This is a genomic window from Burkholderia sp. 9120 (genome assembly GCF_000745015.1).
Lineage (GTDB): Bacteria > Pseudomonadota > Gammaproteobacteria > Burkholderiales > Burkholderiaceae > Paraburkholderia.
Window position 1 is genome coordinate 6,261,101 of sequence record NZ_JQNA01000002.1, and the last position, 25,123, is coordinate 6,286,223.

The 25,123-nt window shown below is 60.6% G+C and carries 23 protein-coding genes; 21 read left to right on the forward strand and 2 right to left on the reverse strand.

What is annotated here, in order from left to right; genetic code table 11:
• Positions 1-25: 25 nt before the first annotated feature.
• Positions 26-1,009, reverse strand: coding sequence for a malate dehydrogenase (locus FA94_RS35775; RefSeq protein ID WP_035560978.1), 984 nt, complete (start codon positions 1,007-1,009; stop codon positions 26-28).
• A gap of 504 nt (positions 1,010-1,513) precedes the next feature.
• Between FA94_RS35775 and FA94_RS35780 the strand changes: the two genes are divergently transcribed.
• The 10 genes from FA94_RS35780 to FA94_RS38395 all read left to right on the forward strand — a co-directional run bounded on the left by FA94_RS35780 (position 1,514) and on the right by FA94_RS38395 (position 10,904).
• Positions 1,514-2,314, forward strand: coding sequence for a GntR family transcriptional regulator (locus FA94_RS35780; RefSeq protein WP_035560980.1), 801 nt, complete (start codon positions 1,514-1,516; stop codon positions 2,312-2,314).
• A 156-nt stretch (positions 2,315-2,470) separates the two neighbouring features.
• Entirely contained in the window at positions 2,471-2,887 is a 417-nt protein-coding gene (gene sdhC, locus FA94_RS35785) for a succinate dehydrogenase, cytochrome b556 subunit (protein ID WP_035560982.1), read from the forward strand.
• A gap of 4 nt (positions 2,888-2,891) precedes the next feature.
• Positions 2,892-3,260 carry a succinate dehydrogenase, hydrophobic membrane anchor protein gene (gene sdhD / locus FA94_RS35790; protein ID WP_035560984.1) on the forward strand — a complete coding sequence of 123 codons (369 nt, stop codon included), beginning with the start codon at positions 2,892-2,894 and terminating at the stop codon, positions 3,258-3,260.
• A 4-nt stretch (positions 3,261-3,264) separates the two neighbouring features.
• Positions 3,265-5,040, forward strand: coding sequence for a succinate dehydrogenase flavoprotein subunit (gene sdhA / locus FA94_RS35795; protein ID WP_035560987.1), 1,776 nt, complete (start codon positions 3,265-3,267; stop codon positions 5,038-5,040).
• A 24-nt stretch (positions 5,041-5,064) separates the two neighbouring features.
• Positions 5,065-5,769, forward strand: a complete 705-nt coding sequence (locus FA94_RS35800) for a succinate dehydrogenase iron-sulfur subunit (RefSeq protein ID WP_035560990.1) — start codon at positions 5,065-5,067, stop codon at positions 5,767-5,769.
• 4 nt (positions 5,770-5,773) lie between these two features.
• Complete coding sequence (locus FA94_RS35805) at positions 5,774-6,049, forward strand: FAD assembly factor SdhE (RefSeq protein ID WP_035564031.1); 276 nt, start codon at positions 5,774-5,776, stop codon at positions 6,047-6,049.
• 72 nt (positions 6,050-6,121) lie between these two features.
• Positions 6,122-7,423: a citrate synthase gene (gltA, locus tag FA94_RS35810; RefSeq protein ID WP_035560993.1), complete on the forward strand. Its 1,302-nt coding sequence runs from the start codon at positions 6,122-6,124 to the stop codon at positions 7,421-7,423.
• A 258-nt stretch (positions 7,424-7,681) separates the two neighbouring features.
• Entirely contained in the window at positions 7,682-8,389 is a 708-nt protein-coding gene (locus FA94_RS38985; RefSeq protein ID WP_156126782.1) for a hypothetical protein, read from the forward strand.
• 50 nt (positions 8,390-8,439) lie between these two features.
• Positions 8,440-9,069 (forward strand): hypothetical protein, encoded by a 630-nt coding sequence (locus FA94_RS35815; protein ID WP_035560996.1) that lies wholly within the window; start codon positions 8,440-8,442, stop codon positions 9,067-9,069.
• Positions 9,070-9,101: 32 nt separating this feature from the next.
• Complete coding sequence (locus FA94_RS38395; protein WP_197070276.1) at positions 9,102-10,904, forward strand: enterotoxin A family protein; 1,803 nt, start codon at positions 9,102-9,104, stop codon at positions 10,902-10,904.
• A gap of 22 nt (positions 10,905-10,926) precedes the next feature.
• Here the strand turns inward: FA94_RS38395 and FA94_RS35820 are convergent, their stop codons facing one another.
• Positions 10,927-12,021: a helix-turn-helix domain-containing protein gene (locus tag FA94_RS35820; protein ID WP_035564033.1), complete on the reverse strand. Its 1,095-nt coding sequence runs from the start codon at positions 12,019-12,021 to the stop codon at positions 10,927-10,929.
• Between the two features lie 153 nt (positions 12,022-12,174).
• Here FA94_RS35820 and FA94_RS35825 point away from each other — a divergent pair, with 153 nt between their 5' ends.
• The 11 genes from FA94_RS35825 (at position 12,175) to FA94_RS35875 (ending at position 25,087) form a co-directional block, all read left to right on the forward strand.
• On the forward strand, positions 12,175-13,425 hold the full coding sequence (locus FA94_RS35825; RefSeq protein WP_035560999.1) for a DUF1479 domain-containing protein: 1,251 nt from the start codon (positions 12,175-12,177) through the stop codon (positions 13,423-13,425).
• Positions 13,426-13,599: 174 nt separating this feature from the next.
• Positions 13,600-15,009 carry a 3-isopropylmalate dehydratase large subunit gene (leuC, locus tag FA94_RS35830; protein ID WP_035561001.1) on the forward strand — a complete coding sequence of 470 codons (1,410 nt, stop codon included), beginning with the start codon at positions 13,600-13,602 and terminating at the stop codon, positions 15,007-15,009.
• Positions 15,010-15,017: 8 nt separating this feature from the next.
• Positions 15,018-15,173, forward strand: coding sequence for an entericidin A/B family lipoprotein (locus tag FA94_RS35835; protein ID WP_035561004.1), 156 nt, complete (start codon positions 15,018-15,020; stop codon positions 15,171-15,173).
• A gap of 86 nt (positions 15,174-15,259) precedes the next feature.
• A complete protein-coding gene (gene leuD, locus FA94_RS35840) occupies positions 15,260-15,913 on the forward strand; it encodes a 3-isopropylmalate dehydratase small subunit (RefSeq protein WP_035561007.1) in 654 nt (217 codons plus the stop codon).
• A 43-nt stretch (positions 15,914-15,956) separates the two neighbouring features.
• Positions 15,957-17,024, forward strand: coding sequence for a 3-isopropylmalate dehydrogenase (gene leuB / locus FA94_RS35845; protein ID WP_035561011.1), 1,068 nt, complete (start codon positions 15,957-15,959; stop codon positions 17,022-17,024).
• A gap of 364 nt (positions 17,025-17,388) precedes the next feature.
• Positions 17,389-18,510 carry an aspartate-semialdehyde dehydrogenase gene (gene asd / locus FA94_RS35850; RefSeq protein WP_035561014.1) on the forward strand — a complete coding sequence of 374 codons (1,122 nt, stop codon included), beginning with the start codon at positions 17,389-17,391 and terminating at the stop codon, positions 18,508-18,510.
• A 139-nt stretch (positions 18,511-18,649) separates the two neighbouring features.
• Positions 18,650-21,388: a motility hub landmark protein FimV gene (locus tag FA94_RS35855; protein ID WP_035561016.1), complete on the forward strand. Its 2,739-nt coding sequence runs from the start codon at positions 18,650-18,652 to the stop codon at positions 21,386-21,388.
• Positions 21,385-22,197 (forward strand): tRNA pseudouridine(38-40) synthase TruA, encoded by an 813-nt coding sequence (gene truA / locus FA94_RS35860; RefSeq protein WP_035561019.1) that lies wholly within the window; start codon positions 21,385-21,387, stop codon positions 22,195-22,197. Before FA94_RS35855 ends, truA begins: the two co-directional genes overlap by 4 nt.
• Positions 22,194-22,907 (forward strand): phosphoribosylanthranilate isomerase, encoded by a 714-nt coding sequence (locus FA94_RS35865; RefSeq protein ID WP_035561022.1) that lies wholly within the window; start codon positions 22,194-22,196, stop codon positions 22,905-22,907. The genes truA and FA94_RS35865 overlap by 4 nt, the downstream gene beginning before the upstream one ends.
• 60 nt (positions 22,908-22,967) lie before the next feature.
• On the forward strand, positions 22,968-24,161 hold the full coding sequence (trpB, locus tag FA94_RS35870) for a tryptophan synthase subunit beta (protein WP_035561023.1): 1,194 nt from the start codon (positions 22,968-22,970) through the stop codon (positions 24,159-24,161).
• Positions 24,162-24,172: 11 nt separating this feature from the next.
• Positions 24,173-25,087, forward strand: coding sequence for a DNA-methyltransferase (locus tag FA94_RS35875; protein WP_035561026.1), 915 nt, complete (start codon positions 24,173-24,175; stop codon positions 25,085-25,087).
• Positions 25,088-25,123: the final 36 nt, after the last annotated feature.

The following is a 25,123-nucleotide window of genomic DNA, read 5'->3' on the forward strand; positions in this document are numbered from 1 at the left end:
AGTTCCGGCTCATCTGCATGGGCGCTTAGCCGAGCAGGTGTTGAACGCCTTCGCGCTCTTCCAGCAGTTCGTTCAGCGTGCCGTCCATCTTCTCGCGCGAGAACGCGTCGATTTCCAGGCCTTCCACACGCTTGTATTCGCCGTTTTCGCACGTAACCGGCACACCGTAGACAATGTCTTCCGGAATGCCGTACGAACCGTCCGACGGGATACCCATGGTGACCCACTTGCCGTTCGTGCCGAGCACCCAGTCACGCACGTGGTCGATCGCAGCGTTAGCCGCCGACGCTGCCGACGACAGGCCGCGCGCTTCGATGATCGCCGCGCCGCGCTTGCCGACGGTCGGGATGAACGTGTTGCGGTTCCATTCTTCGTCGTTGATCAGCTTGGTCAGGTCTTGACCTTCTGCCGTTGCAACGCGGAAGTCCGGGTACATGGTCGGCGAGTGATTGCCCCACACGGCCAGCTTTTCGATCGACGCGACCGGCTTGCCCGACTTGGCGGCCAGTTGCGACAGCGCGCGGTTGTGGTCCAGGCGCAGCATGGCGGTGAAGTTCTTCTTCGGCAGATCCGGCGCCGACTTCATGGCGATGTAGGCGTTCGTGTTGGCCGGGTTGCCGACCACCAGCACCTTCACGTCGCGGCTCGCGACTTCGTTCAGCGCCTTGCCCTGAACCGTGAAGATTTCAGCGTTAGCCGACAGCAGGTCTTTACGCTCCATGCCTTTCGAACGCGGGCGGGCGCCGACCAGCAGGGCCACGTCTGCATCCTTGAATGCGACCTTCGGGTCGTCCGTGATCACGACGCCCGACAGCAGCGGGAATGCGCAATCATCCAGTTCCATCACGACGCCTTTGACGGCGCCTTGCGCTTGCGGCAGGTCGAGCAGTTGCAGGACAACCGGTTGGTCCTTGCCGAGCAGGTCGCCATTGGCGATGCGGAACAGCAGGGAGTAAGCGATTTGACCTGCGGCGCCGGTGACGGCAACGCGCTTTGCGGGCTTAGCCATTGAGAAATCTCCAGGACGATGCGTTAGACGCTAGGGAAAACGCCATTCTATATGTGCGTTCAGCGAAGCGTTGTGAAACACGGCGGAATTCACTGTTCGCGGACGACCTCGTAATCGTGACGAGGCCGGGTGGCGCGCTGCGACAAGACCGCCATGCCGGAAACCTGACTCTGTTACACCGAGCGGGGGAGCGGAATAATGAGGCGCCGAGTAGCCGCTGCACGGTGCGGGCTCCTGCAAACAGCGCGTTTCGGCAAGCGTCTGACCAACGAATGGCGGGCGGATCGAAACCTGAACTGCGAGGGAACAGCATGGTGCAGAGTGGCTGCCGGTGCGTCGCGGCGCTGCCTTCAGCAGCCTCCGAAAAACCCGCAAACCCTTGCTCGACAAGGAGTGTAGGAGTCGTCAGACACAAAGTCAACATTATCTTATGTCTTATATAAGACATATCTGTTGCGGGGAAAACCCTAGACGCGGCCTAGGCCTTTATGATGAAATGCGCGCATGAATTCGAACCCGGCGAACACAACGAATCCGAGCGGCCAGGCGGCCGCGGGCGAAGGTGTGCCCGCTGCCGTTCCCGCCACGTCGCCGACTTTCAGCCCCTTGTATCAGCAGATCAAGGGCTTGATTACGCAGAGCCTGGAAAGCGGCGAATGGAAGCCGGGCGAGATCATTCCTAGTGAAGTCGAATTGGCGGCCAGATACAAGGTCAGTCAGGGCACGGTGCGCAAGGCGATCGACGAACTTGCCGCGGACAACCTGCTGGTCCGTCGCCAGGGCAAAGGTACGTTTGTTGCAACGCACAACGAAGACCGCGCCCAGTTTCGCTTCCTCAGATTACTGGCCGATGACGGCGCGGAGCATCCGCACGTCAGCCGCCTGCTGGAGTGCCGGCGTTTGCGCGCTTCGGCGGACATCGCGCGGCAACTCGATCTCAAGCCCGCCGATCCGGTGGTGTTGATCAAACGTCTGCTGCAGTTCGACGGCGAAGTCACCGTGCTCGACGAAATCTGGCTGCCCGGTGCGGTGTTTCGCGGCCTCACGCTCGAACGGCTGTCGGAGTATAAAGGTCCCCTCTACGCGATGTTCGAGACGGAATTCGGCACGCGCATGATCCGCGCCACGGAGAAGATCCGTGCGGTGGCGGCGGAACCCGCCGTGGCCGATCTGCTGAATGTGCCCGCCGGTTTTCCGCTGCTATCGGTCGAGCGCGTGTCCTATACATATGGTGACCGGCCGGTTGAGGTACGCCGTGGTTGGTATGTCACAACCGGGTATTACTATCAGAACGATCTAAGCTGAACAGGCTGGAAAAAGGCGCGGCGTCCCACACCCGCGCCTGTTTGAAGGCGTCTTTATCGCGTGTGCTGTAACGGACCTGTCGTGGTTTTCGCTGCAGCGCGATATAAAAAGGCGCTAAAATTGCGGATTAGTGTGACTACATAGTAGGGGTCTAGCATGGCTGAAGCCGTAAAAAAACCGAGGCCGGAATTCCGGAACATCGGTATCGGGCAGATTTTGACGGCATACCGTCTCCCGCTAGCGGGGCGAGTGTCGATCTTGCACCGCTTGAGCGGTGGTCTGCTTTTTGTTTTTCTTCCGTTCCTGCTGTACCTCTTTGATCAGAGCCTGACGTCCGAACTCAGTTTCGATGTCTTCAAGGGCTTCCTCTCCAACATCATCGTCAAGCTCATCACGCTCGTTCTCGCGTGGGCCTTCCTGTTCCATTTCTGCGCGGGTGTGCGTCACCTGATCATGGACACGAGCCACGGCCTCACGACCAAAGAGAAGGGCAAGCAAACCTCCATCGTCGTACTGGTCGTTTCGTCGCTCCTGACGATTGTCTTCGCGCTCAAACTCTTCGGAGCATTCTAAAAAAATGGCAAGTAATAACCGAATTGGTCCGAAGCGTCTCGTCGTCGGCGCGCATTACGGTCTGCGCGACTGGCTCGCGCAACGCATCACCGCTGCCATCATGGCGGTCTATACGGTCATCCTGCTCGCCTGGTTCTTCGGCGCGCACGATTTCTCGTACGACGGCTGGGCGTCGATCTTCGCGACGCAATGGATGAAGCTCGCCACGTTTGTCACGCTGCTCTCGCTGTTCTATCACGCGTGGGTTGGTATCCGCGACATCTGGATGGACTATGTGAAGCCCGTTGGCACGCGCCTGCTGCTTCAAGCGCTGACGATCGTCTGGCTGCTCGCGTGTGCGGGCTACGCTGCGCAGATTCTCTGGAGAGTGTAAAAGAATGGCTGCAATCAAGAATTCTCTGCCGCGTCGCCGTTTCGACGTGGTTATCGTCGGTGCAGGCGGCTCGGGAATGCGCGCCTCGCTGCAACTCGCGCGCGCCGGTCTGTCGGTTTGCGTGCTGTCCAAAGTGTTCCCGACGCGTTCGCACACGGTGGCTGCTCAAGGCGGCATCGGCGCTTCGCTCGGCAACATGAGCGAAGACAACTGGCACTATCACTTCTACGACACGATCAAGGGTTCCGACTGGCTCGGCGACCAGGACGCGATCGAGTTCATGTGCCGCGAAGCACCGAACGCTGTCTACGAACTCGAACATTTCGGCATGCCGTTCGACCGTAACGCCGACGGCACGATTTACCAACGCCCGTTCGGCGGCCACACCGCGAACTACGGCGAAAAGCCGGTGCAACGCGCTTGCGCGGCCGCCGACCGTACCGGTCACGCGCTGCTGCACACGCTGTATCAGAAGAACGTCGAAGCCAAGACGCAGTTCTTCGTCGAATGGATGGCGCTGGATCTGATCCGCGACGCCGAAGGCGACGTGCTCGGCGTGACCGCGCTGGAAATGGAAACCGGCGACGTCTACATTCTCGAAGGCAAGACCACGCTGTTCGCTACGGGCGGCGCGGGCCGGATTTTCGCGGCTTCCACGAACGCGTTCATCAACACGGGTGACGGCCTGGGCATGGCCGCGCGTTCGGGCATCGCACTGCAAGACATGGAATTCTGGCAATTCCACCCGACCGGCGTGGCCGGCGCGGGCGTGCTGATTACCGAAGGCGTGCGCGGCGAAGGCGGCATTCTGCGTAACTCGAACGGCGAGCGTTTCATGGAACGCTACGCACCGACGCTGAAGGATCTGGCGCCGCGTGACTTCGTGTCGCGTTCGATGGACCAGGAAATCAAGGAAGGCCGCGGCGTGGGTCCGAACAAGGACCACGTGCTGCTCGACCTGTCGCACATCGGCGCCGAGACGATCATGAAGCGTCTGCCGTCGATCCGCGAAATCGCAATGAAGTTCGCGAACGTCGATTGTATTAAAGAGCCGATCCCGGTCGTGCCGACCATCCACTATCAGATGGGTGGCATTCCTACGAATATTCACGGCCAGGTCGTGGGTACGTCGAAGGGCGCGGAAGATCCGGTCAACGGTTTCTACGCCGTGGGCGAATGCTCGTGCGTGTCGGTGCACGGTGCGAACCGTCTCGGCACGAACTCGCTGCTCGACCTGGTGGTGTTCGGTCGCGCGGCCGGCAACCACATCGTCAAGCACGTGAAGGAAATCAAGGAGCACAAGCCGCTGCCGGCCGACGCTGCCGATTTCGCGCTGTCGCGTCTGGCCAAGCTGGATAGCTCGTCGTCGGGTGAGTACGCGCAATCGGTCGCGAACGACATTCGCGGCACGATGCAGAAGCACGCTGGCGTGTTCCGTACGTCGGCTCTGCTGTCGGAAGGTGTGGAGCGCATTCGCGAAGTGGCTGAACGCGTCGACAACATCCATCTGAAGGACAAGTCGAAGGTGTTCAACACGGCGCGTATCGAAGCGCTGGAAGTGGCGAACCTGATCGAAGTGGCCCGCGCCACGATGGTTTCCGCCGACGCTCGCAAAGAAAGCCGTGGCGCGCACGCGCAGAACGACTTCGAACATCGCGACGACGAAAACTGGCTGCGCCATACGCTGTGGTTCAGCGAAGGCGATCGCCTCGACTACAAGCCGGTTCACATGCAACCGCTGACGGTCGAATCGGTCCCGCCGAAAGCGCGGACCTTCTAAGGCACAAGCTAAAGGAATTCAGAAATGGCAAAGCGTACATTTGAAATTTATCGCTACGACCCGGACAAGGACGCAGCGCCGCGCATGCAGTCGTACGAGATCGAAATCGACTCGCACGAACGCATGCTGCTCGACGCGCTCCTGAAGCTCAAGGAAGTCGACGAGACGTTGTCGTTCCGCCGTTCGTGCCGTGAAGGCGTGTGCGGTTCGGACGCAATGAACATCAACGGCAAGAACGGTCTGGCTTGTCTGACGAACCTGAACGATCTGCCGCAAAAGATCGTGCTGCGTCCGCTGCCGGGTCTGCCGGTGGTGCGCGACCTGATCTGCGACTTCACGCAGTTCTTCAACCAGTACCACTCGATCAAGCCGTACCTGATCAACGACACGCCGCCGCCGGAAAAGGAACGTCTGCAGTCGCCGGAAGAGCGCGACGAGCTCGACGGCCTGTACGAATGTATTCTGTGCGCTAGCTGCTCGACGTCGTGCCCGAGCTTCTGGTGGAATCCGGACAAGTTCGTCGGCCCGGCTGGCCTGTTGCAAGCCTATCGTTTCATCGCGGACAGCCGCGACGAAGCAACGGGCGAGCGCCTCGACAACCTGGAAGATCCGTACCGTCTGTTCCGTTGCCATACCATCATGAATTGCGTCGACGTGTGCCCGAAGGGCCTGAACCCGACCAAGGCGATTGGCAAGATCAAGGAATTGATGGTGCGTCGCGCTGTCTAGGATGATGAACCCAGAAACACCGCATCAGTCCGACCCTCTTCGCCGCGCGCGCCTTCGCTGGCGCGCGCGGCGCGGCCTGCTGGAAAACGATCTGATCTTTGAACGTTTTTTCGGCCGATATGAGCATGACCTCAGTGATGCCGACGTGGGCGCCCTTACGCGCCTGCTCGAGCTGAGCGATAACGACCTGATGGACTTGCTGCTGGCTCGCAAGGAACCGGAAGGCGACCTCGCGGACCCGGATGTGATCCGGGTGCTGGAGCTGCTGCGCAACGCTTGAGCGCCGCTAGTCCGTTGTTCCAGGCGTGCAATTATCGAAACCCTGTTTCCATACTTCGATTGAGGATGTGCTATGACCCCGTCAGATGTTAAAGCCACGCTATCGTTCAGCGACAATTCGCCGAGCGTTGAAATGCCGATTTACAAGGGCACTCTCGGCCCGGACGTGATCGACATCCGCAAGCTGTACGGCCAGACCGGCAAGTTCACGTACGACCCGGGCTTCATGTCGACGGCGGCTTGCAATTCGGCGATCACCTACATCGACGGCGACAAGGGCGAGCTCCTGTATCGCGGCTACCCGATCGACAACCTCGCGCAAAACGCGGACTTCCTCGAAACCTGCTATCTGCTGCTGAAAGGCGAACTGCCGAACGAACAGCAGAAAGAAGAGTTCGTGAACACCGTCACGAAGCACACGATGGTGCACGAGCAAATGCACTTCTTCTTCCGTGGCTTCCGTCGCGACGCACACCCGATGGCGATTCTGGTCGCGGCTGTCGGCGCGCTGTCGGCGTTCTATCACGACTCGCTCGACATCAACAATCCGCGTCACCGTGAAGTGTCGGCCATTCGCATGATCGCGAAGCTGCCGACGCTGGTCGCGATGGCGTACAAGTACAGCATCGGCCAGCCGTTTGCGTACCCGAAGAACGACCTGTCGTACAGCGCGAACTTCATGCACATGATGTTCTCGAACCCGTGCGAAGAGTACCAGGTCAACGACGTGCTGGTGCGCGCGCTCGACCGTATCCTGATTCTGCACGCGGATCACGAACAGAATGCGTCGACCTCGACCGTGCGTCTCGCCGGTTCGTCGGGCGCGAACCCGTTCGCGTGTATCGCGGCGGGTATCGCCTGTCTGTGGGGCCCGGCGCACGGTGGTGCGAACGAAGCCGCACTGAACATGCTGGAAGAAATCGGCTCGGTCGACAACATTCCTGAGTTCATCAAGCAGGTGAAGGACAAGAACTCGGGCGTGAAGCTGATGGGCTTCGGTCACCGCGTGTACAAGAATTACGATCCGCGTGCGAAGCTGATGCGCGAAACCTGCCACGAAGTGCTGGAAGAGCTGGGCCTGCACGACGACCCGCTGTTCAAGCTGGCCATGGCGCTGGAAAAGATCGCACTGGAAGACGAATACTTCGTGTCGCGCAAGCTGTACCCGAACGTCGACTTCTACTCGGGCATCGTGCAACGCGCGCTGGGCATCCCGACGTCCATGTTCACGTGTATCTTCGCGATGGCACGTACGGTGGGCTGGATTGCGCAGTGGAACGAAATGATCGCCGATCCGGAACAGAAGATTGGCCGTCCGCGTCAACTGTTTGTTGGCGATACGGAACGCGAAGCCAAGCCGATCACGCAACGTTGATCGACTGGTTTTAGCAGGATCGAAGCCCCGGCAATTGCCGGGGCTTTTTTGTTTGTGCGTCGGAAAAGACGCGTTTTTATTTGCCTGCGGTGCAATGCCTCAGGATGGTCCCGTTATTCAACGACTCGTTGAAACCGCGCTCTTCGCGCTTCCCGTAAAGAAGCATCTCCGGAACATGATGAAAATGTCATCGGCAGATCACGGGAAAGTAGACGGGACGTACGTACTATCAATTCACGAACCGACCTCGAGGCCGGAATGAGTTGGCAAGCCGGACTTAATCGGTTTCTGACGCGTCGTGACCTGAGGCGAGCAATTGCCTGCACCAAGGAGGGCAAGATGACGACAAAAGAAAAGTTCGGATTCGCAACCATACTCAATGCGGCCCTATGCGTTCTTCTTTTCTTGATGGTTGCGCGGAATGCGAGAGCGGAAGCGCCTACCCTTAGTACGATTATCGATTTTTCGGAATATTTTGCGAAAAAGTATGATTTATCTTACTACGACGGAAATGCATGGATTCCGTTGAGAAATTCGGCAACCACGGTGTCTTCAAGGCCGCGCTTCTCGTTCGAACAATCTCCGCCTCACGTATCTTCATACAAGTATGCAATTTACGTGAAGGAAAAGAATAATACGAACGCGGACTTTTATTTATTTATTTCGACAAACAAAGACCCGTGCATCGTGCAGATGGCAAGGTCCGGCAACCTGGCAGGCGAAGTGTTAGGGGTTGTCTACAACGTGACGACCCAATATACGGACCTCTCGATCGGTCATGTTTTCAATTCCAATGTTTCGACGTCTTATTCTGTTTGCAGTCGCGATAATACGCTTGCGGTACGGTTTTTCGATCCACTGACTAGCGGTGTACCGATTGCAATAGGATCGTACGCGAATATGAATGAGCGGATTTCAGAAACCTATATTTTTTTAAACACCGAGGGCATCCTGTATCCACGATAGTGGTCTGATTCAATGCCAACCAGAATTGAACGTTCATTGAGGAGGGCAAGGTGAGGCTGAGACGAAAGCTGAGATTCGCGGCTGCAACACTTGTGATTCTGTCAGTGCTCGGTTTCGCGACGTCGCCGATTGCAATTGCCGCGAACGGACCCGTGCTTTACATAAACGTCAGTTTCACGCCGATCTTTGCGCAGCGATACGGGCTATCTTATTACAAGGATAGCAACTGGTCTTCATTGGCGAATTCAGGGGGCACAGTACAACTGAATCCGCGCTTTTCGTTCGAGAAACCGATCCCGGAGAAATCCATCTACAAATATGCGATTAGTCTGGCCGACAAGAATAACTCGAATATCGACCTCTATCTGTTTATTTCCACCAGCAAGAAGCCCTGCATCGTCCAGAAAACAACCGCCAGTCAATTGAATGACAGTACGTTAGGATTTTATTGCGATGTGGTCGCGCAATACGTCAATTTATCGATTGAGAGAAATTTTAATTCAAATGTTTCGGTTAGCTATTCCGTTTGTAGCCGTGAAAATTCGCTTTCTCTGAGATTTTTCGACCCGATCGCCGGCGGGATACCGATCGGCATAGGATCTTATGTGATGGGCGAGCCGGACGAGCGGGTTTCTGAAACCTATATTATTTTCAATACAGAAGGAATCCTGTATCCCTAATGCTTCAGGGGCGACTCAAAATAGGTGGATATATGAGGATATCGGCGAGCGTTGGCGCTTTATGCGTGCTGCTATTTTGTGCAATCGGAAATGTCGTTGCGCAGCCAGCGCAAATACCGGATCTGGTTTATCGGGCTGACACGCGCACGCCAAACGAAGTAAGACGCGCAGGCGGATTCGTTGCGAGGGGCGTCGACACATCGCGTCCCGGAACGATTGCCAACATGAGTCTCTTCAATCACGCAACCGGACATGCCGGGCCGGACAATGACTATTCAGGTTACGTTGCCACGAGCAGTGATTTTATTCGGGCTTACCGCTGGTTGTGGGACCACGGGGGAGGTTTTCGGACCGGTTATGTCTACACGATCCGGCCGACGGCCAATTTCATCGACGTCAACGCCAGTCTTGGAAGGTTTCTAGACCCTGTGCTGCGTGCGGAGAATGAATGGGCCGCAATGGGACGAATCCATTGGTATCAGGTTGTCGGTTGGCGGTCCGCGGCCGAAGCTCCTTCCACGCCGATGACACCCAATCCTCAATACAATCCCAATCATATTGCTTTCACGTTACCGCCCCCAGGATCGCAACCGCAGCTTGCCCATTTCCCCGTGGGGCATGCAGCGTGGAATGAAATACCGTGGACGGAATACACCAGTTGCGGAAGGCTATCCACACCCGCTGCGCGGGAAGCTGCAAGATCCGCGGCGGATCAATGTATCCCGTTCGAAAATGGAGCAATGGACCACGATTACTACACGGGATATCTGGCGGCTTTAAGTTCGACCGCCTGTGGCGGCCCATGCCTGGAAGGGGAGCGCAGCGCAAATCAGGAAGCGGATTTTTACGCGACGGTGAATATTATTGTGGATGGTGCGGGGCACGGATACTGTAACGGAAGTTGGGAGGAGATGCCGGAGAGCATCGCGGACATCTATAAAGAATCGCTATGCACGCGCATGGACGTGGGCGACAAATTTCGCACCCGTGGAGGCTACTTGCTAAAAAGTGCCGATTCAAGCTGCATGATTATATATAACCGGGATACGGAGTTAACCAACGGCGAAATATGCACAACCTCGAAGCATCCGATACACATGACAAATAGCCCGGTTCCCGGATGTCCCACCGGCTATCAACTCGTGACGGCAGAAGACATTGAGAAAGATTCGAGTATCTGTTCGACGCATCTCGAGTTGCATTCCTTTGCCAGACTTGCCGGAAAAAACGTAGTGTCGGGAAGCGAGAACGTACCCTGTGTAATAACAAAAAGCACTAACCAAACCGAAACGTCTTTATGCAAGAAAATCTCTCGCGTAACGTCTGAAGTGGTGGTTTCCTCTGAATCGCCACAAGGCTCGGCGTGCTGGGGAAATTATTCGCCGGTCAACGTGAGGCAGGCAATGGCGCATCAATCGGAGTTGTGCTCCATGCTGTCTCATTCGGCGGGCGGCGTTAGAGAAATCGGCCTGGCTGACGGCTGGTTCAGCACGGTGACCTGCAATGTTTGGCACGGAACGCTTCAGCGAAAACCGGCGCTCACGTTTTGCAATAACGGTATCGGTCAAGGGAACAAGTTTCTTTCAACCACTAAAGTGGCGAAAGGTGGAGAAACCTGTCCCGCCGGGTTCGAATTAATGCCGGAATGGGAACTGCTGGCAGATCCCCGCATCTGCTGGGAAGCTTTGCCGCCCGGATCGACGGCACGTCTGGCTAACGCCGCCTCCGTGACGGTGCCGGGTCCTAACGAAACTAATCAGAGGTGCACGACAAAAGAGTCCGACCCGTCAACGTTGACAATGGCCGTCTGCAAAGCGGTTCGGCCTGTTCACTAGACGATCCACCCGCAACCTGACCTCATTGACGAGGCATGCGCTGCGATCGACGTCCTGATCGCTCCAGCGAAGTGGGGCGCGTGTCCAGCTCAGCCGAGGTGGCATCTATTGGCGCATGCCCGTGTGCTTCGAAGAATTGCCGATAAGCACTGGGCGTCGTGCCGCGCGACGCAAGAAATTGCCGGTTGAAATGGGCGAGGCTTGGAAATCCCGCTTTCGTTGCGATCAATGAGATCGGCCACGCCGTGGCGGTTAATTGCCGCGCGGCGTAACCAATGCGCAGCCGGTTCAGATATCGTCCGACGCTTTCGCCCACATGCCGCACGAAGTACCGATGCAACGAGCGCTCCGAGAGGTTTGCCACGGAACACAGTTCGGCGATCCGCAGCGGTTCGTGAAACCGCCGGTCCAACAGATCGAGCACCCGATTCAGGCGCTCCGCTTCTGATGCACTGCCGCCGGGCGCGACAGCGGGCGTGAGGCTGGAACGTTGCCCGCTTGACGCGAGCGGAGGTGGTTGCGTTGTTTGCGCCCCGTCCATCGGCCATTGCCCCTGATTCGACCGCGCACCGCGAACGCTCGAAGGCTGCGCCGCCTGTCGATGTATCACGGGTGACGCCAGCGGCTCGGCCTCCGCATCCGAGAGGTCAGCCAGCACCTCCAGCACCGCGCCGAGCCGCACACGCGGCGACTGATCGTCCAACAACGCATCCATGCGGCCGCGCATCAGGGCGGCGGCTTCGCTCGCGAATCGCAGCCCTGGCGCGCCACGCCTGAGCAGCGTGCGCAATGCCGCGAACTCCGGGCAGCAATCGGCGATACGCCGCACCCAATCGCCACTGAACCAGATCACGATCGCCACCTGCGGCTCGCGCGGGTCGATCGGTTCGACGGAGGCCCACGTGTGTGGCATATCCGGCGGCACCAGCACGAGATCGTCGCCGTCATATTCGGCGCTGTGATCGCCGATAAAGCGGCGGCCACGGCTATTCATGGTCAGCGTCAGTTCGTATTCCGGGTGGTGATGCCATTCGAACGGAATCTGCGCGAGTTGGCGATGATAAACGCGCACAGAACAGCCGTCGGGAATGGTGACGCGTTCGTATTGAGGTTTCACGTGACGCAACCTGGCCGCGAGAGGGAAAACACGGCGAATGTCCAAATTGTATCGATACTTGGCCGGATAAGATGCATGCGGGCTGGTAAAGGTCCTTAATCTGGCAGCGAGTCAACACACAAAAACCGATCCAGCGATTCAAGGAGACACGCCATGCCGCTCGTTATCGACAATCTTCCCGAGGCGATTCGCGCCACGAAACGCGCTTTGCGCGCCGCGTTGCCCAACTACAAGCAGGTGTTCAACGAAGTGGAAGGTGCGATCCGTCAGCAGGTCGACGCCATTCGACGCGACTGCGAGCAGGGGCGCGAAGCGATTCCGGTGTTCGACTATGCGTCGATCGTTTCCGGCGACGTCGATCCGCGCACGATCGCCAGTATCAAGACCCGCGGCGCCTGCGTGGTGCGGCGCGTGTTCGACCCGCAGCAAGCGGGCGACTGGAACGACGAAATCGCCGATTACGTTGAGCGCAACAACCTCGACGGCAAACTCGCGCATCGCGCCGAAGACAAATACTTCGGCAACCTGTCCTCCAGCAAGCCGCAGATTTACGGCGTGTACTGGTCGAAGCCGCAAACGGCCGCGCGGCAGTCCGAACAACTGACTCACACGCGGGTGTTTCTGAACCGCCTGTGGACCTCGGAAAGCGAGGGCAAGACCCACTTCGACCCTGAGCGAGTGCCGGTCTACGCGGACCGGATTCGCCGTCGCCCGCCGGGATCGGAATCGCTGGGTTTGTCGCCGCACGTCGACGGCGGGTCGGTCGAGCGCTGGCTCGATCCGAATTTTCAAAAGGTCTACCGGCACGTGCTGTCGGGCAACTGGCGCGCCTACGATCCGTTCGACGCCGCGTTTCGCCCCGATGTGCAGGAGATTGCTTCGCCGGCGGTGTGTTCGATGTTCCGCACGTTTCAAGGCTGGACCGCGCTCACGCCGCAAGGCCCCGGCGACGGCACGCTGCAACTGATCCCGATCGCCAGCGCGATGGCCTACGTGGTCCTGCGCGCGTTGCAGGACGACGTGCCCGACGACGAACTGTGCGGCGCGCAACCGGCCCGCGCGCTGTCGATCCAGCCGGCGTGGCACAGCCTGCTGCTCGAGGCGGTCACGCCGATCCCTCACATGCAACCCGGCGACGCCGTGTTCTGGCACAGCGACGTCGTGCATTCCGTTGAAGACACGCATCGGGGCAGCGGCTACAGCAACGTGATGTACATCGCGTCCGCGCCGTGGTGCGCAAAAAACGACGCGTATCTTAAGCGGCAACTGCCGAGCTTCCTGCGCGGCGACAGCCCGCCGGACTTCCCCGCCGATCACTTCGAAACCGACTTCACGGGACGCGCGCAGGAGAGCGATCTGACGCCGCTGGGACGCGCGCAACTCGGATTCGACCTCGAACGCTGAGGCGAGCCGGGACGCGGCCCCGGCTGCCGGGTGGCGTCGATACAGGTATTGCCACTACCACCCAACTCCCTGTTTTTTATCGGTTTTCTCCGTGGATGTGCGGCCCAAAGGGAAGCGCTGCGTGGCATAATCGACCGACACAGTCAGCCCGCAGTCAACTATCCCGCATACACCATGGCACAGACTCTCTACGACAAATTGTGGAACACGCACGTGATCCACACGGAAGAAGACGGTACGACGATTCTTTATATCGACCGTCATCTGCTGCACGAAGTGACCAGCCCGCAGGCATTCGAAGGCCTGAAGCTGGCTGAGCGTCCGGTGTGGCGCATCAGCGCGAATCTGGCGGTCTCCGACCACAACGTGCCCACCACCGACCGCAGCCACGGCATCGCCGATCCGGTTTCGAAGCTGCAAGTCGACACGCTGGATACGAACTGCGACGCCTACGGCATCACGCAGTTCAAGATGAACGACCTGCGTCAAGGCATCGTGCACATCATCGGGCCGGAGCAGGGTGCCACGCTGCCGGGCATGACGATCGTCTGCGGCGACTCGCACACGTCCACGCACGGTGCGTTCGGCGCGCTCGCGCACGGCATCGGCACGTCCGAAGTCGAGCACGTGCTGGCCACGCAAACGCTCTTGCAGAAGAAGAGCAAGAACATGCTGGTGAAGGTCGAAGGTCCGCTGCCGCGCGGCTGCACCGCGAAAGACATCGTGCTCGCGATCATCGGCAAGATCGGCACCGCGGGCGGCACCGGTTACGCGATCGAATTCGGCGGTTCGACGATTCGCGCGCTGTCCATGGAAGGCCGCATGACGGTCTGCAACATGGCGATCGAAGCCGGCGCGCGCGCCGGCATGGTCGCGGTAGATAACACCACGGTCGAGTACCTGAAAGGCCGTCCGTTCTCGCCGGAAGGCGTGGAATGGGATCACGCGGTCGAATACTGGAAGCAGTTCAAGACGGACGACGGCGCGCAATTCGACCGCGTGGTCGAGCTGAATGCTGCCGAGATCGTGCCGCAGGTCACCTGGGGCACGTCGCCGGAAATGGTCACGGCCGTGGACGGCCGCGTGCCGGACCCGGAACGTGAAAAAGACCCGGTCAAGCGCGACGCGATGGAACGTGCGTTGAAATACATGGCGCTCGAACCGAACGCGCCGATCGAGTCGATCAAGCCGGATAAAATCTTCATCGGGTCGTGCACCAACGCGCGCATTGAAGACATTCGCGCCGCGGCTTACGTCGTCAAGAAACTCGGCCGCCGCGTCGCACCGAACATCCGCCTTGCCATGGTCGTGCCGGGTTCGGGTCTGGTGAAGGCGCAAGCGGAACGCGAAGGCCTCGACAAGGTCTTTACCGATGCCGGTTTCGAATGGCGTGAACCCGGTTGCTCGATGTGCCTCGCCATGAACGCCGACCGGCTGGATCCGGGCGAGCGTTGCGCGTCCACGTCGAATCGTAATTTTGAAGGTCGTCAGGGTGCCGGTGGCCGTACCCACCTGGTCAGCCCCGCGATGGCTGCGGCTGCGGCCATCGAAGGGCATTTCGTCGATATTCGCAAGCTTGGATAAACCGCAAGATGAAGAACATGAATCGCACCACTCTATTGCGCCGTTTCGCGCTCGGTACTCTGGCTGGGCTATTGCTCGGTCTGGCCGGCTGCAACACGGTGCACGGATTCGGCGAGGACATGTCACACCTCGGCAATTCGATCAGCAATCACGCTGATAAATGAGCGGTTTTTGATTGTTGCCGGCTTTGCGGCGAGCGGCATTCCAGCCGCCGCGCGCATTGCCCGCTTTTGAAACAGGCGCAAGCGTCATGGATAAATTCATCGTACACACCGGCGTCGTGGCGCCGCTCGATCGCGAGAACGTCGACACGGACGCGATCATTCCGAAGCAATTCCTGAAGTCGATCAAGCGCACGGGTTTCGGCCCGAACGCGTTCGACGAATGGCGTTACCTCGATCACGGCGAACCGGGCCAGGACAATTCGAAGCGTCCGTTGAATCCGGATTTCGTGCTGAACCAGGCGCGTTATCAAGGCGCGTCGGTGCTGTTGGCGCGCAAAAACTTCGGCTGCGGCAGCTCGCGTGAGCATGCGCCGTGGGCGCTGCAGCAATACGGCTTCCGCGCGATCATCGCGCCGAGCTTCGCCGATATTTTCTATAACAACTGCTTCAAGAACGGCGTGCTGCCGATCGTGCTGACGGAGCAGGAAGTCGATCATCTGTTCAACGAGACCTACGCGTTTAACGGGTTCGAGCTGACCGTCGACCTGGAGGCGCAAGTTGTGCGCACGTCGGACGGCGGCGCCGCGTATCCGTTCGAAGTCGCCGGTTTCCGCAAGTACTGCCTGCTGAACGGTTTCGACGATATCGGCCTCACGCTGCGTCACGCGGACAAGATTCGCCAGTTCGAAGCGGAACGCCTGACCAAGCAGCCGTGGCTGAATCACCGCATCGTCGGCTAACGCACGCGTTCCACTTTCTCGAAGCAAACCTCAAGGAATTCGCATGAAGATCGCAGTCTTGCCGGGCGACGGCATCGGTCCCGAAATCGTCAAGGAGGCCGTCAAGGTCCTGAACGTACTCGGCGAAAAGTTCGAACTCGAAGAAGCGCCGGTTGGCGGCGCGGGCTACGAAGCGAAGGGCCACCCGCTGCCCGATTCGACGCTGGCGCTGGCGAAGGAAGCCGACGCGATCCTGTTCGGCGCCGTCGGCGACTGGAAGTACGACAGTCTCGAACGCGCGCTGCGTCCGGAGCAGGCCATTCTGGGTCTGCGCAAGCACCTGCAACTGTTCGCGAACTTCCGTCCGGCGATCTGCTATCCGCAACTCACCGGCGCTTCGTCGTTGAAGGAAGAGATCGTGTCGGGGCTCGACATCCTGATCGTGCGCGAGCTGAACGGCGACATCTACTTCGGCGCGCCGCGCGGCGTGCGTTCGTCGCCGGATGGTTTGTTCGAAGGCGCGAAGGAAGGCTTCGACACCATGCGTTATTCGGAACCCGAAGTGCGCCGTATTGCGCACGTCGCGTTTCAGGCCGCGCAAAAGCGCCAGAAAAAGCTGACGAGCGTGGACAAGGCGAACGTGCTGGAAACGTCGCAATTCTGGCGTGACGTGATGATCGACGTCTCGAAGGAATACGCGGACGTCGAGCTGTCGCACATGTACGTCGACAACGCGGCCATGCAACTCGTGAAGGCGCCGAAAGCGTTCGACGTGGTTGTCACCGGCAACATGTTCGGCGACATTCTGTCCGACGAAGCGGCCATGCTCACGGGCTCGATCGGCATGCTGCCGTCGGCTTCGCTCGACAAGAGCAACAAGGGCTTGTACGAGCCGTCGCACGGTTCCGCGCCGGACATCGCCGGCAAGGGCGTGGCCAATCCGCTGGCGACCATTCTGTCGGCCGCCATGATGCTGCGCTATTCGCTGAACAAGGCGGAGCAGGCGGATCGCATTGAAACCGCGGTGAAGAAGGTGCTTGAGCAGGGCTATCGCACGGGCGATATTCTGACGCCGGGTTGCAAGCAGGTCGGCACGGTTGAGATGGGCGACGCAGTGGTCGCGGCGCTGTAAAGCAGGCGCGGTTCAGGCAGAGATCAGGCGCGTTCAAACGCGGCCTTTAAAACGCGAATCGGCCTTGAAACAGGCCGATTCGCGCGTAATACGGACGATAGCGGCGGACTTTAGCGTCGCCGGATTCAGGTTTTCGTGTATATTGTAGCGATGGCACAAGTAGCTCAAATCTCCTCGATTTCGAAATCGCACGGCACAACGGCCCGTGTGGTTAAGCTCGCCATTACCACCAAAGCAATCACCAAAACGATTACCCCGAAAACGATCACGAAACGCTGATCGTCCGTCGTGCCCGCTCATCTTCCCCGCGCGGTCACTGCGGGCAAAGATGCGGGGAAGTTTCCAATTCGAAGGGTATGAAGTCATGAACGTAGGTCTCGTAGGTTGGCGCGGTATGGTCGGCAGCGTCCTGATGCAACGTATGCAACAGGAAGGCGATTTCGACTTGATCGAACCGGTGTTTTTCAGCACCAGCAACGCGGGCGGCAACGCGCCGTCGTTCGCCAAAAACGAGACCAAGCTCAAAGATGCGACAAGCATCGAAGACCTGAAGAAGTGCGAAGCGATCATCTCGTGCCAGGGCGGCGACTACACGAACGAAGTGTTCCCGAAGCTGCGTGCGGCGGGTTGGAACGGCTACTGGATCGACGCGGCTTCGTCGCTGCGCATGAAGGACGACGCGGTCATCATTCTCGATCCGGTCAATCTCGACGTGATCAAGAACGCGCTGGTTAAAGGCCAGAAGAATTTCATCGGCGGCAACTGCACGGTCAGCCTGATGCTGATGGCGCTGGGCGGCCTGTTCCGCGAAAACCTCGTCGACTGGATCACGGCCATGACGTATCAGGCCGCTTCGGGCGCGGGCGCGCAAAACATGCGCGAACTGCTGCAGCAAATGGGCACGCTGTACGGCGCCGCGAAGGAAGATCTGGCGGATCCGTCGTCGGCGATTCTGGACATCGACCGTCGCGTGTTGTCGGCCATGAACAGCGACCGCATGCCGACCGACAACTTCGGCGTGCCGCTCGCCGGCTCGCTGATTCCGTGGATCGACAAGGATCTCGGCAACGGTATGTCGAAAGAAGAATGGAAGGGCGGCGCCGAAACCAACAAGATTCTCGGCAAGCCGGCCATGGGCACGCCGGGTTCGATCCCGGTAGACGGCCTGTGCGTGCGGATCGGTGCAATGCGCTGCCATTCGCAGGCGTTGACCATCAAGCTGAACAAAGACGTGCCGCTGGACGAAGTGAACAGCATCCTCGCGTCGGGCAACGACTGGGTCAAGGTCGTGCCGAACGAGCGCGAGGCATCCATGCGCGATCTGTCCCCGGCGGTGGTCACGGGTACGCTGACGGTTCCGGTCGGCCGAGTGCGCAAGCTTGCGATGGGCGGCGAATATCTGTCGGCTTTCACGGTCGGCGATCAGTTGCTGTGGGGCGCGGCGGAACCGCTGCGTCGCATGCTTCGCATTGTGCTCGACAAGTAAAGTAAACTACGCGCTCACGACGCGTAGAAAACTCAAGAAGCGTCGCGCTTGCGCGGCGCTTTTTTCATTGTGTGCTCCGATTATCTTGTCTCTTTCCAACCGCAAAAAAGGGCTGCGCGCTGACGCGCCAGGGGTCCCGATGAACCTTCGACTCTCATCCCTTCGGGCTATGTTCATTCATCAGGGCAGTGGCCGCTTGTCGGCTTCGGCGGCTGTGGCCGCAGTCGCCGCGGTTACGTTCGCGCTGGCTGGCGTCGGCATGAGCAGCGCGCTCGCCGCGCCCGGCGCCGCCGCGAGTGCGCCGGATGCCGCGTCCGTTTCGTATGCGAACGGCGGGCAACTCACGGTGAAGCCCGGACAGTCGTTGAACGACGTGGCGATCGCCGTCACGCAGTCGCACGATCGGGCGACGCTCGCACGCGCGTCCCGAGCGCTGTTCGATGCGAACCCGAACGCGTTCATGAGTCACGATCCGAGTCGGATGCGCCTTGGGGCGGTGCTGACGGTCCCGGCGCTGGATGCGTCGGGAGTGTTGGCGGCTTCGGCTACGGTTTCGGGGGCTTCGGGTTCATCCTCGGCTTCGGCGGCGGCTGCTTCCGCGCCGGTTGCGACGATGGCTCCGACCACTGCCACAGGTGCGGCTGCAGCGACTGGCGCGGCAAGCGCAGTCGCGCAGGTCAATGCCGCGGCGGCCGCAGCGGCCAGCGCGGCCAGTGCTGCGGCGCACGCTGCAGCTCCAGCTATGGCCGTGCCGGGGACCGCCAGTGCGGTCACAGAGGCCGGCTCGGCAACGCCGGGTAGTGGCGCCACGACGGCAGGCGGCGCGGTTGCGTCCGCGCCCGTGGCGGGCTCGCAGACGGCATCGCCGGCCAGCGGCGCGCATGAGTGGTCAGGGTCGATTCAGCCGTCGGCTAGCGAGTCCGCTGCGGGCGCTTCCGCGTCTGCGGCCGGTAGCGCGGCGACGGCTGCGCAAGCGGCGTCGCAGCCTCGCGCGCAGGTCTCCAGCTTGCAGCAGCTGCTCGCGCTGAAAAATCGCGTGCTGATGGAATTGCAGAAGCACGGCATCGGCGGCTCTCCTGCTGCGACGCGCGCCGCTTCCACGGGCGTTGTGGCGCCGGCGGGTGCGTCGTCCGCGGCAGCCGTGTCGGGGCATGGCGGCGTGGCGACTACCGTGTCGAATGACGGCGGTATTTCGCAGGTCGGCTTGAGCATCGCGGCAGCAGTCGGTGCAGCGCTGGTGGTCCTGCTGGCGGCTTTGCGCATGCGTCGACGTAAGCGCGATGCGAACGCTGCGGCCGAGGTCAGCGCAGCGGATGGCGACACAGTGGCGTCGGCTCAAGCTAATGATCCGCACGACGTTGCATCGGCACGCGAGCTGGGTTCGGCGCGAGATACATCTGACGATAGCGCCGATGTGTCGCTGTCGCATGCGGCCGCGTTGGCCGCTGCTGAACATGAGGCGGCGGAAGGCGCGGCGGCTGCGCGCGAACAGGCTGAACGCGAGGCTGCGGAACGTGACGCGGAGATTCGCCAGGCGGCGGCACGGGAAGCGGAGCGCAAGGCAGCGGAAAGTGCCGCCGCGGAGCGCGCTGAGTCGGAGCGCGTAGCGAAGGAACAGGCAGAGACAGAGCGTGCGGCAGCGGGACAGGCTGCGGAGCGAGCCGCAGCGGATGAGCGCGTAACGGCAGAACGAGCAGCGGCCGAACTCGCAGCGGCCGAACACGCAGCGGCCGAACACGCAGCGGCCGAACACGCAGCGGCCGAACACGCAGCATCAGAACACGCAGTATCAGAACAAGCCGCTGCCGAGCGCGCGGCAGCAGAACACGCCGCAACAGAACGCGAAAACTTCAACAGCGCGACCACCGCCGCGAGTCTCGCCGCTGCGGCCGAGCTCGGTGCCGAAGCTTTGCCGCTGACACCGCTCGAACCGCTCGAACCGCTCGAACCGGTCGACGAATCCTTCCAGCACGAGCCGCCCGCCCATCGTCTGCAATGGGATGACGAACCCGCGCCGAGCGCACCGGCCGCGCCGCAAACGGCATCGGCCGAAATCCAAAGCCCGCTGAACGTCCCGCCACCGGCCATCGACTTCACTCAGCAACTCGCCGAGCCGCGCGACACGCCGACGCCATTCGGCCAGCCTTACACCGACGCATCGGCGCATCCGCTCCCCGACACAACGTTGCCCCCCGTGCCGCTGACGCATCTGGACCGGGCACACGACGAAGCAACCTATCAACCGTCCTACGAACTGCACCAACCGACCCAGGCCGCAACGCCTGACGGCGCATCAACCTTCTCAGAGCCAACACCGTTGTCGCAAGCGCAGCACACCCTCACCGCACCGACCGAATTCCCGCGCGACGCCGTCGACGCTTTCAGCGCTCTCGACATGCCGCTCCCGCCGCGTATCGAATCGCCGTTCGACGGCCTGCATGCCCCCGCGTCGTTGACCGCGCAGCCGGTTGCATCGCCGGAATCGACCGCGCAGCAAGCCCTCGCGCCGCACGATCCCGACGACGTCCCGCATATCGCCGATGAAATCACCGTCGGCACTGCGGGGCACGCGGCTGTCGCGGGCTTGGGCGCCTCGGGCTTCGGCTCGATGGGTGGTCTGGGCGCCGCAGGCTTCGGCGCGCTGAAGCTCGACTTCGACCTCGAATTGCCGCCGAGCCCGGCCCAGCCGTTGCCGGCATTTACGCCGGCGGATCTGACTCGAATCGCGCGCAACAAGCTCGATCTGGCCGCCGAGTACATCGACCTCGGCGATCTGTCCGGCGCGCGCTCGCTGATCAACGAAGTGATCGAAGCGAACGATCCCGCCACGCGCACCGAGGCTCGCGCGTTGCTGTCGACGCTCGCGCCGTTGTCGTGAAGCGGATTGCTTTAGGGGTTCAGTACGACGGCTCGGCGTTTTGCGGCTGGCAGTCGCAACCGCACGGCAATACCGTGCAAGACGAGCTCGAACGGGCATTGAGCGAATTCGCGCGGACGCGGGTGCATATCACCGTCGCGGGCCGCACGGATACGGGCGTGCATGGGCTCGGCCAGGTCGCGCATTTCGACACCGAACTCGATCGCGCGGAAGTTTCATGGGTGCGCGGCACGAATGCGTTCTTGCCGAAAACCATCTCCGTGCAGTGGGCCAAGCCGATGCCGGACGAGTTTCACGCACGTTTTGCCGCGTTCGAACGGACCTATCACTACGTGCTTTACGTCCATCCGGTCCGTTCGCCGATGCTGGCGGCGCGCGTCGGCTGGGTTCACACGCCGCTCGACGTCGACGCCATGCGTGCCGGTGCCGCGCATCTGATCGGCGAGCACGACTTTTCGGCCTTCCGTTCGTCGCAATGTCAGGCGAAAACGCCGGTCAAGCACCTGTATCAGATCGACATCCGGCAGCAGGGCGATTTCGTCCACTTCCGCTTCCGGGCCAACGCGTTCCTGCATCACATGGTGCGTAACCTGATGGGTTGCCTCGTGTATATCGGCCGTGGTCGTCATCCGGCCGAATGGATGGCGGAGGTGCTGGCAAGCCGCGACCGCGACGTTGCCGCGCCGACCTTCATGCCGGACGGTTTGTATCTGGCGCAGGTGGGCTATCCTGAGCAATTCGCGGTGCCCGCGCCGCACACCGGCAGCGTGCCGTGGAGTACCGTATGGACCGAGCAAACGGAATCATGAACAGCACCGAAAACCTCGTAACCGAAGCCCAGGCCGGCGCGCCGCAAACCGCCGCGCCGCATCGCACGCGCATCAAGCTGTGCGGCCTGTCGAAACCGGAAGACGTGAGCCACGCGATCGACCTCGGCGCCGACGCGATCGGCCTCGTGTTTTATCCGCCGAGCCCGCGCTCGGTCAGCATCGCGCAAGCGGTCGACCTGGTGCACGACGTGCCACCATTCGTGTCGGTCGTGGGCCTGTTCGTCAACCCCACGCCGGACTGGATCCGCGAGGTCGTCAGCAATGTCGGTCTGACGTTGCTGCAGTTCCACGGCGACGAGACTGCGGCGCAGTCCGAAACGCTTGCTGGCGTTGCGGGTTTGCCTTGGTTGCGCGCGTTGCGAGTTGCAGCCGATACTCAACCGGCTGATTTGGTAAAATCAGCGCTTAACTATTCAGCCGCCAGCGGCCTTCTGTTCGACACCCATGTCGAAGGCTATGGCGGCGGCGGGAAGGTTTTCGATTGGTCACTTATTCCAGCAGAGCTCGCGCGTCGGGCCGTTTTGAGTGGTGGGTTGAACGCGCAAAACGTCAGTGATGCGATCCATCGCGTGCGCCCGTACGCGGTCGATGTCTCGAGCGGCATCGAAGTCGCGGGCGCCCGGGGCGTGAAAGATCACGCCCGGATGGCGGCATTCGTCCGCGCCGTGCGCGCGGCGGACGCCGAATGATTCCGGCCACGCGGTTTTCTCCTACGGAAATCGCGGGCCACACTGAGAAGAGTGATCACCATGTATAACTTGCCAGACGAAAGAGGCCATTTCGGCCAATATGGCGGCGTGTTCGTCGCTGAAACGCTGGTTCACGCACTTAACGAGCTGCGTGAAGCGTACGAAAAATATCAGAAAGACCCTGAATTCGTCGCCGAATATGAGCACGAACTGAAGTATTTCGTCGGTCGTCCGTCGCCGATTTATCACGCGAAGCGCTGGAGCGAAATGCTTGGCGGCGCGCAGGTTTTCCTCAAGCGTGAAGACCTGAATCACACCGGCGCGCACAAGATCAACAACGTGATCGGCCAGGCGCTGCTGGCCAAGCGTATGGGCAAACCGCGCGTGATCGCCGAAACCGGCGCAGGCCAGCACGGCGTGGCGACGGCAACCATCGCGGCGCGCTTCGGCATGGAATGTGTGGTCTATATGGGCGAGGAAGACGTGCGCCGCCAGGCCGCCAACGTCTACCGCATGAAGCTGCTCGGCGCGACGGTCGTGCCCGTCCAATCGGGCTCGCGCACGTTGAAGGACGCGCTGAACGAAGCCATGCGCGACTGGGTCACCAACGTCGAAAACACGTTCTACATTATCGGCACGGTTGCGGGTCCGCATCCTTACCCGATGATGGTGCGCGATTTCCAGCGCGTGATCGGCGACGAATGCAAGGTGCAGATGCCTGAGCTGGTCGGTCGCCAGCCGGATTCCGTGATTGCGTGCATTGGCGGCGGTTCGAATGCGATGGGTATCTTTTATCCGTACATTGACGACACTTCGGTGCAGTTGATCGGCGTAGAAGCAGCCGGCGACGGGCTCGAATCCGGTCGCCACGCAGCTTCGCTGATCGGCGGCAGCCCCGGCGTTCTGCACGGCAACCGTACGTACCTGCTGCAGGACGAAAACGGCCAGATCATCGAGACGCATTCGATCTCGGCCGGCCTCGACTACCCGGGCGTCGGTCCCGAGCATGCGTGGCTAAAAGACAGCAATCGCGCGCAATACGTCAGCATCACCGACGAAGAAGCGCTGAAAGCGTTCCACGATTGCTGTCGCATCGAAGGCATCATTCCGGCGCTGGAGTCCAGTCATGCACTGGCCTACGCCGCGAAGCTCGCGCCGACGCTGCCGAAGGACAAAGTCCTTCTGGTCAACCTGTCGGGCCGTGGCGACAAGGACATGCATACGGTCGCCGAGCGATCGGGCATTCAGTTCTGAGCGCCGCGACGATGCGTGACGAGTTCGACGAGCCGCAGCCGGCGATTGAAACCCTTGATCCGGCCGCCAAAGTAGCGGCCGCCGCGGTGCCTGAGGCGTCACTGCCGCAGGTGCCGGCCGGCATCCAGCTGTTGAACCGCGATTTTCTGACCGATGTGGCGAACATTCCCGACGGGTCGATCGACCTGATCGTGTGCGATCCGCCTTATGGGCTCGGCAAAGATTATGGCAACGACTCCGACATGCGGACCGGCGACGATTTTCTCGCCTGGACGCGTAGCTGGCTCGAGCTGGCTGTTCCCAAGCTCAAGCCGTCGGGTTCGCTGTATATCTTCTGCACGTGGCAGTACTCGCCGGAAATCTTCAGCTTCCTGAAGACAAAACTCACGATGATCAACGAAATCATCTGGGACCGGCGCGTACCGAGCATGGGCGGCACCGTGCGGCGATTTACTTCGGTGCACGACAACATCGGCTTTTTCGCGGTGTCGAAGGATTACTTCTTCGATCTCGATCCCGTCCGCATCCCGTACGATGAAGTCACGAAGAAGGCGCGTTCGCGTAAGTTGTTCGAAGGCAGTAAGTGGCTGGAGGTTGGCTATAATCCGAAGGATGTCTGGTCGGTGTCGCGACTGCATCGGCAGCATGCCGAACGCGTCGCGCATCCCACCCAGAAGCCTCTGGAAATTGTCGAGCGAATGGTGCTGGCGAGTTGTCCGAAGGGCGGGCGCGTGCTCGACCCGTTCATGGGCAGCGGCACCACCGCAGTCGCTTGCGCCCGACAGCAGCGCGAATTCGTCGGCTATGAGATCAATGAAAGTTACTGTGCGATAGCGCGTGAACGCGTCAGCATCGCTGCGAATCCGGTGCCTGTGAAGGCGCGGCCGGTTAAGGCCAAGGCCAAACGGCAGACCGAAACGCAGTGAGTTGCAGTGAGTGTCACGCAGCACGCGCCGCGTAAG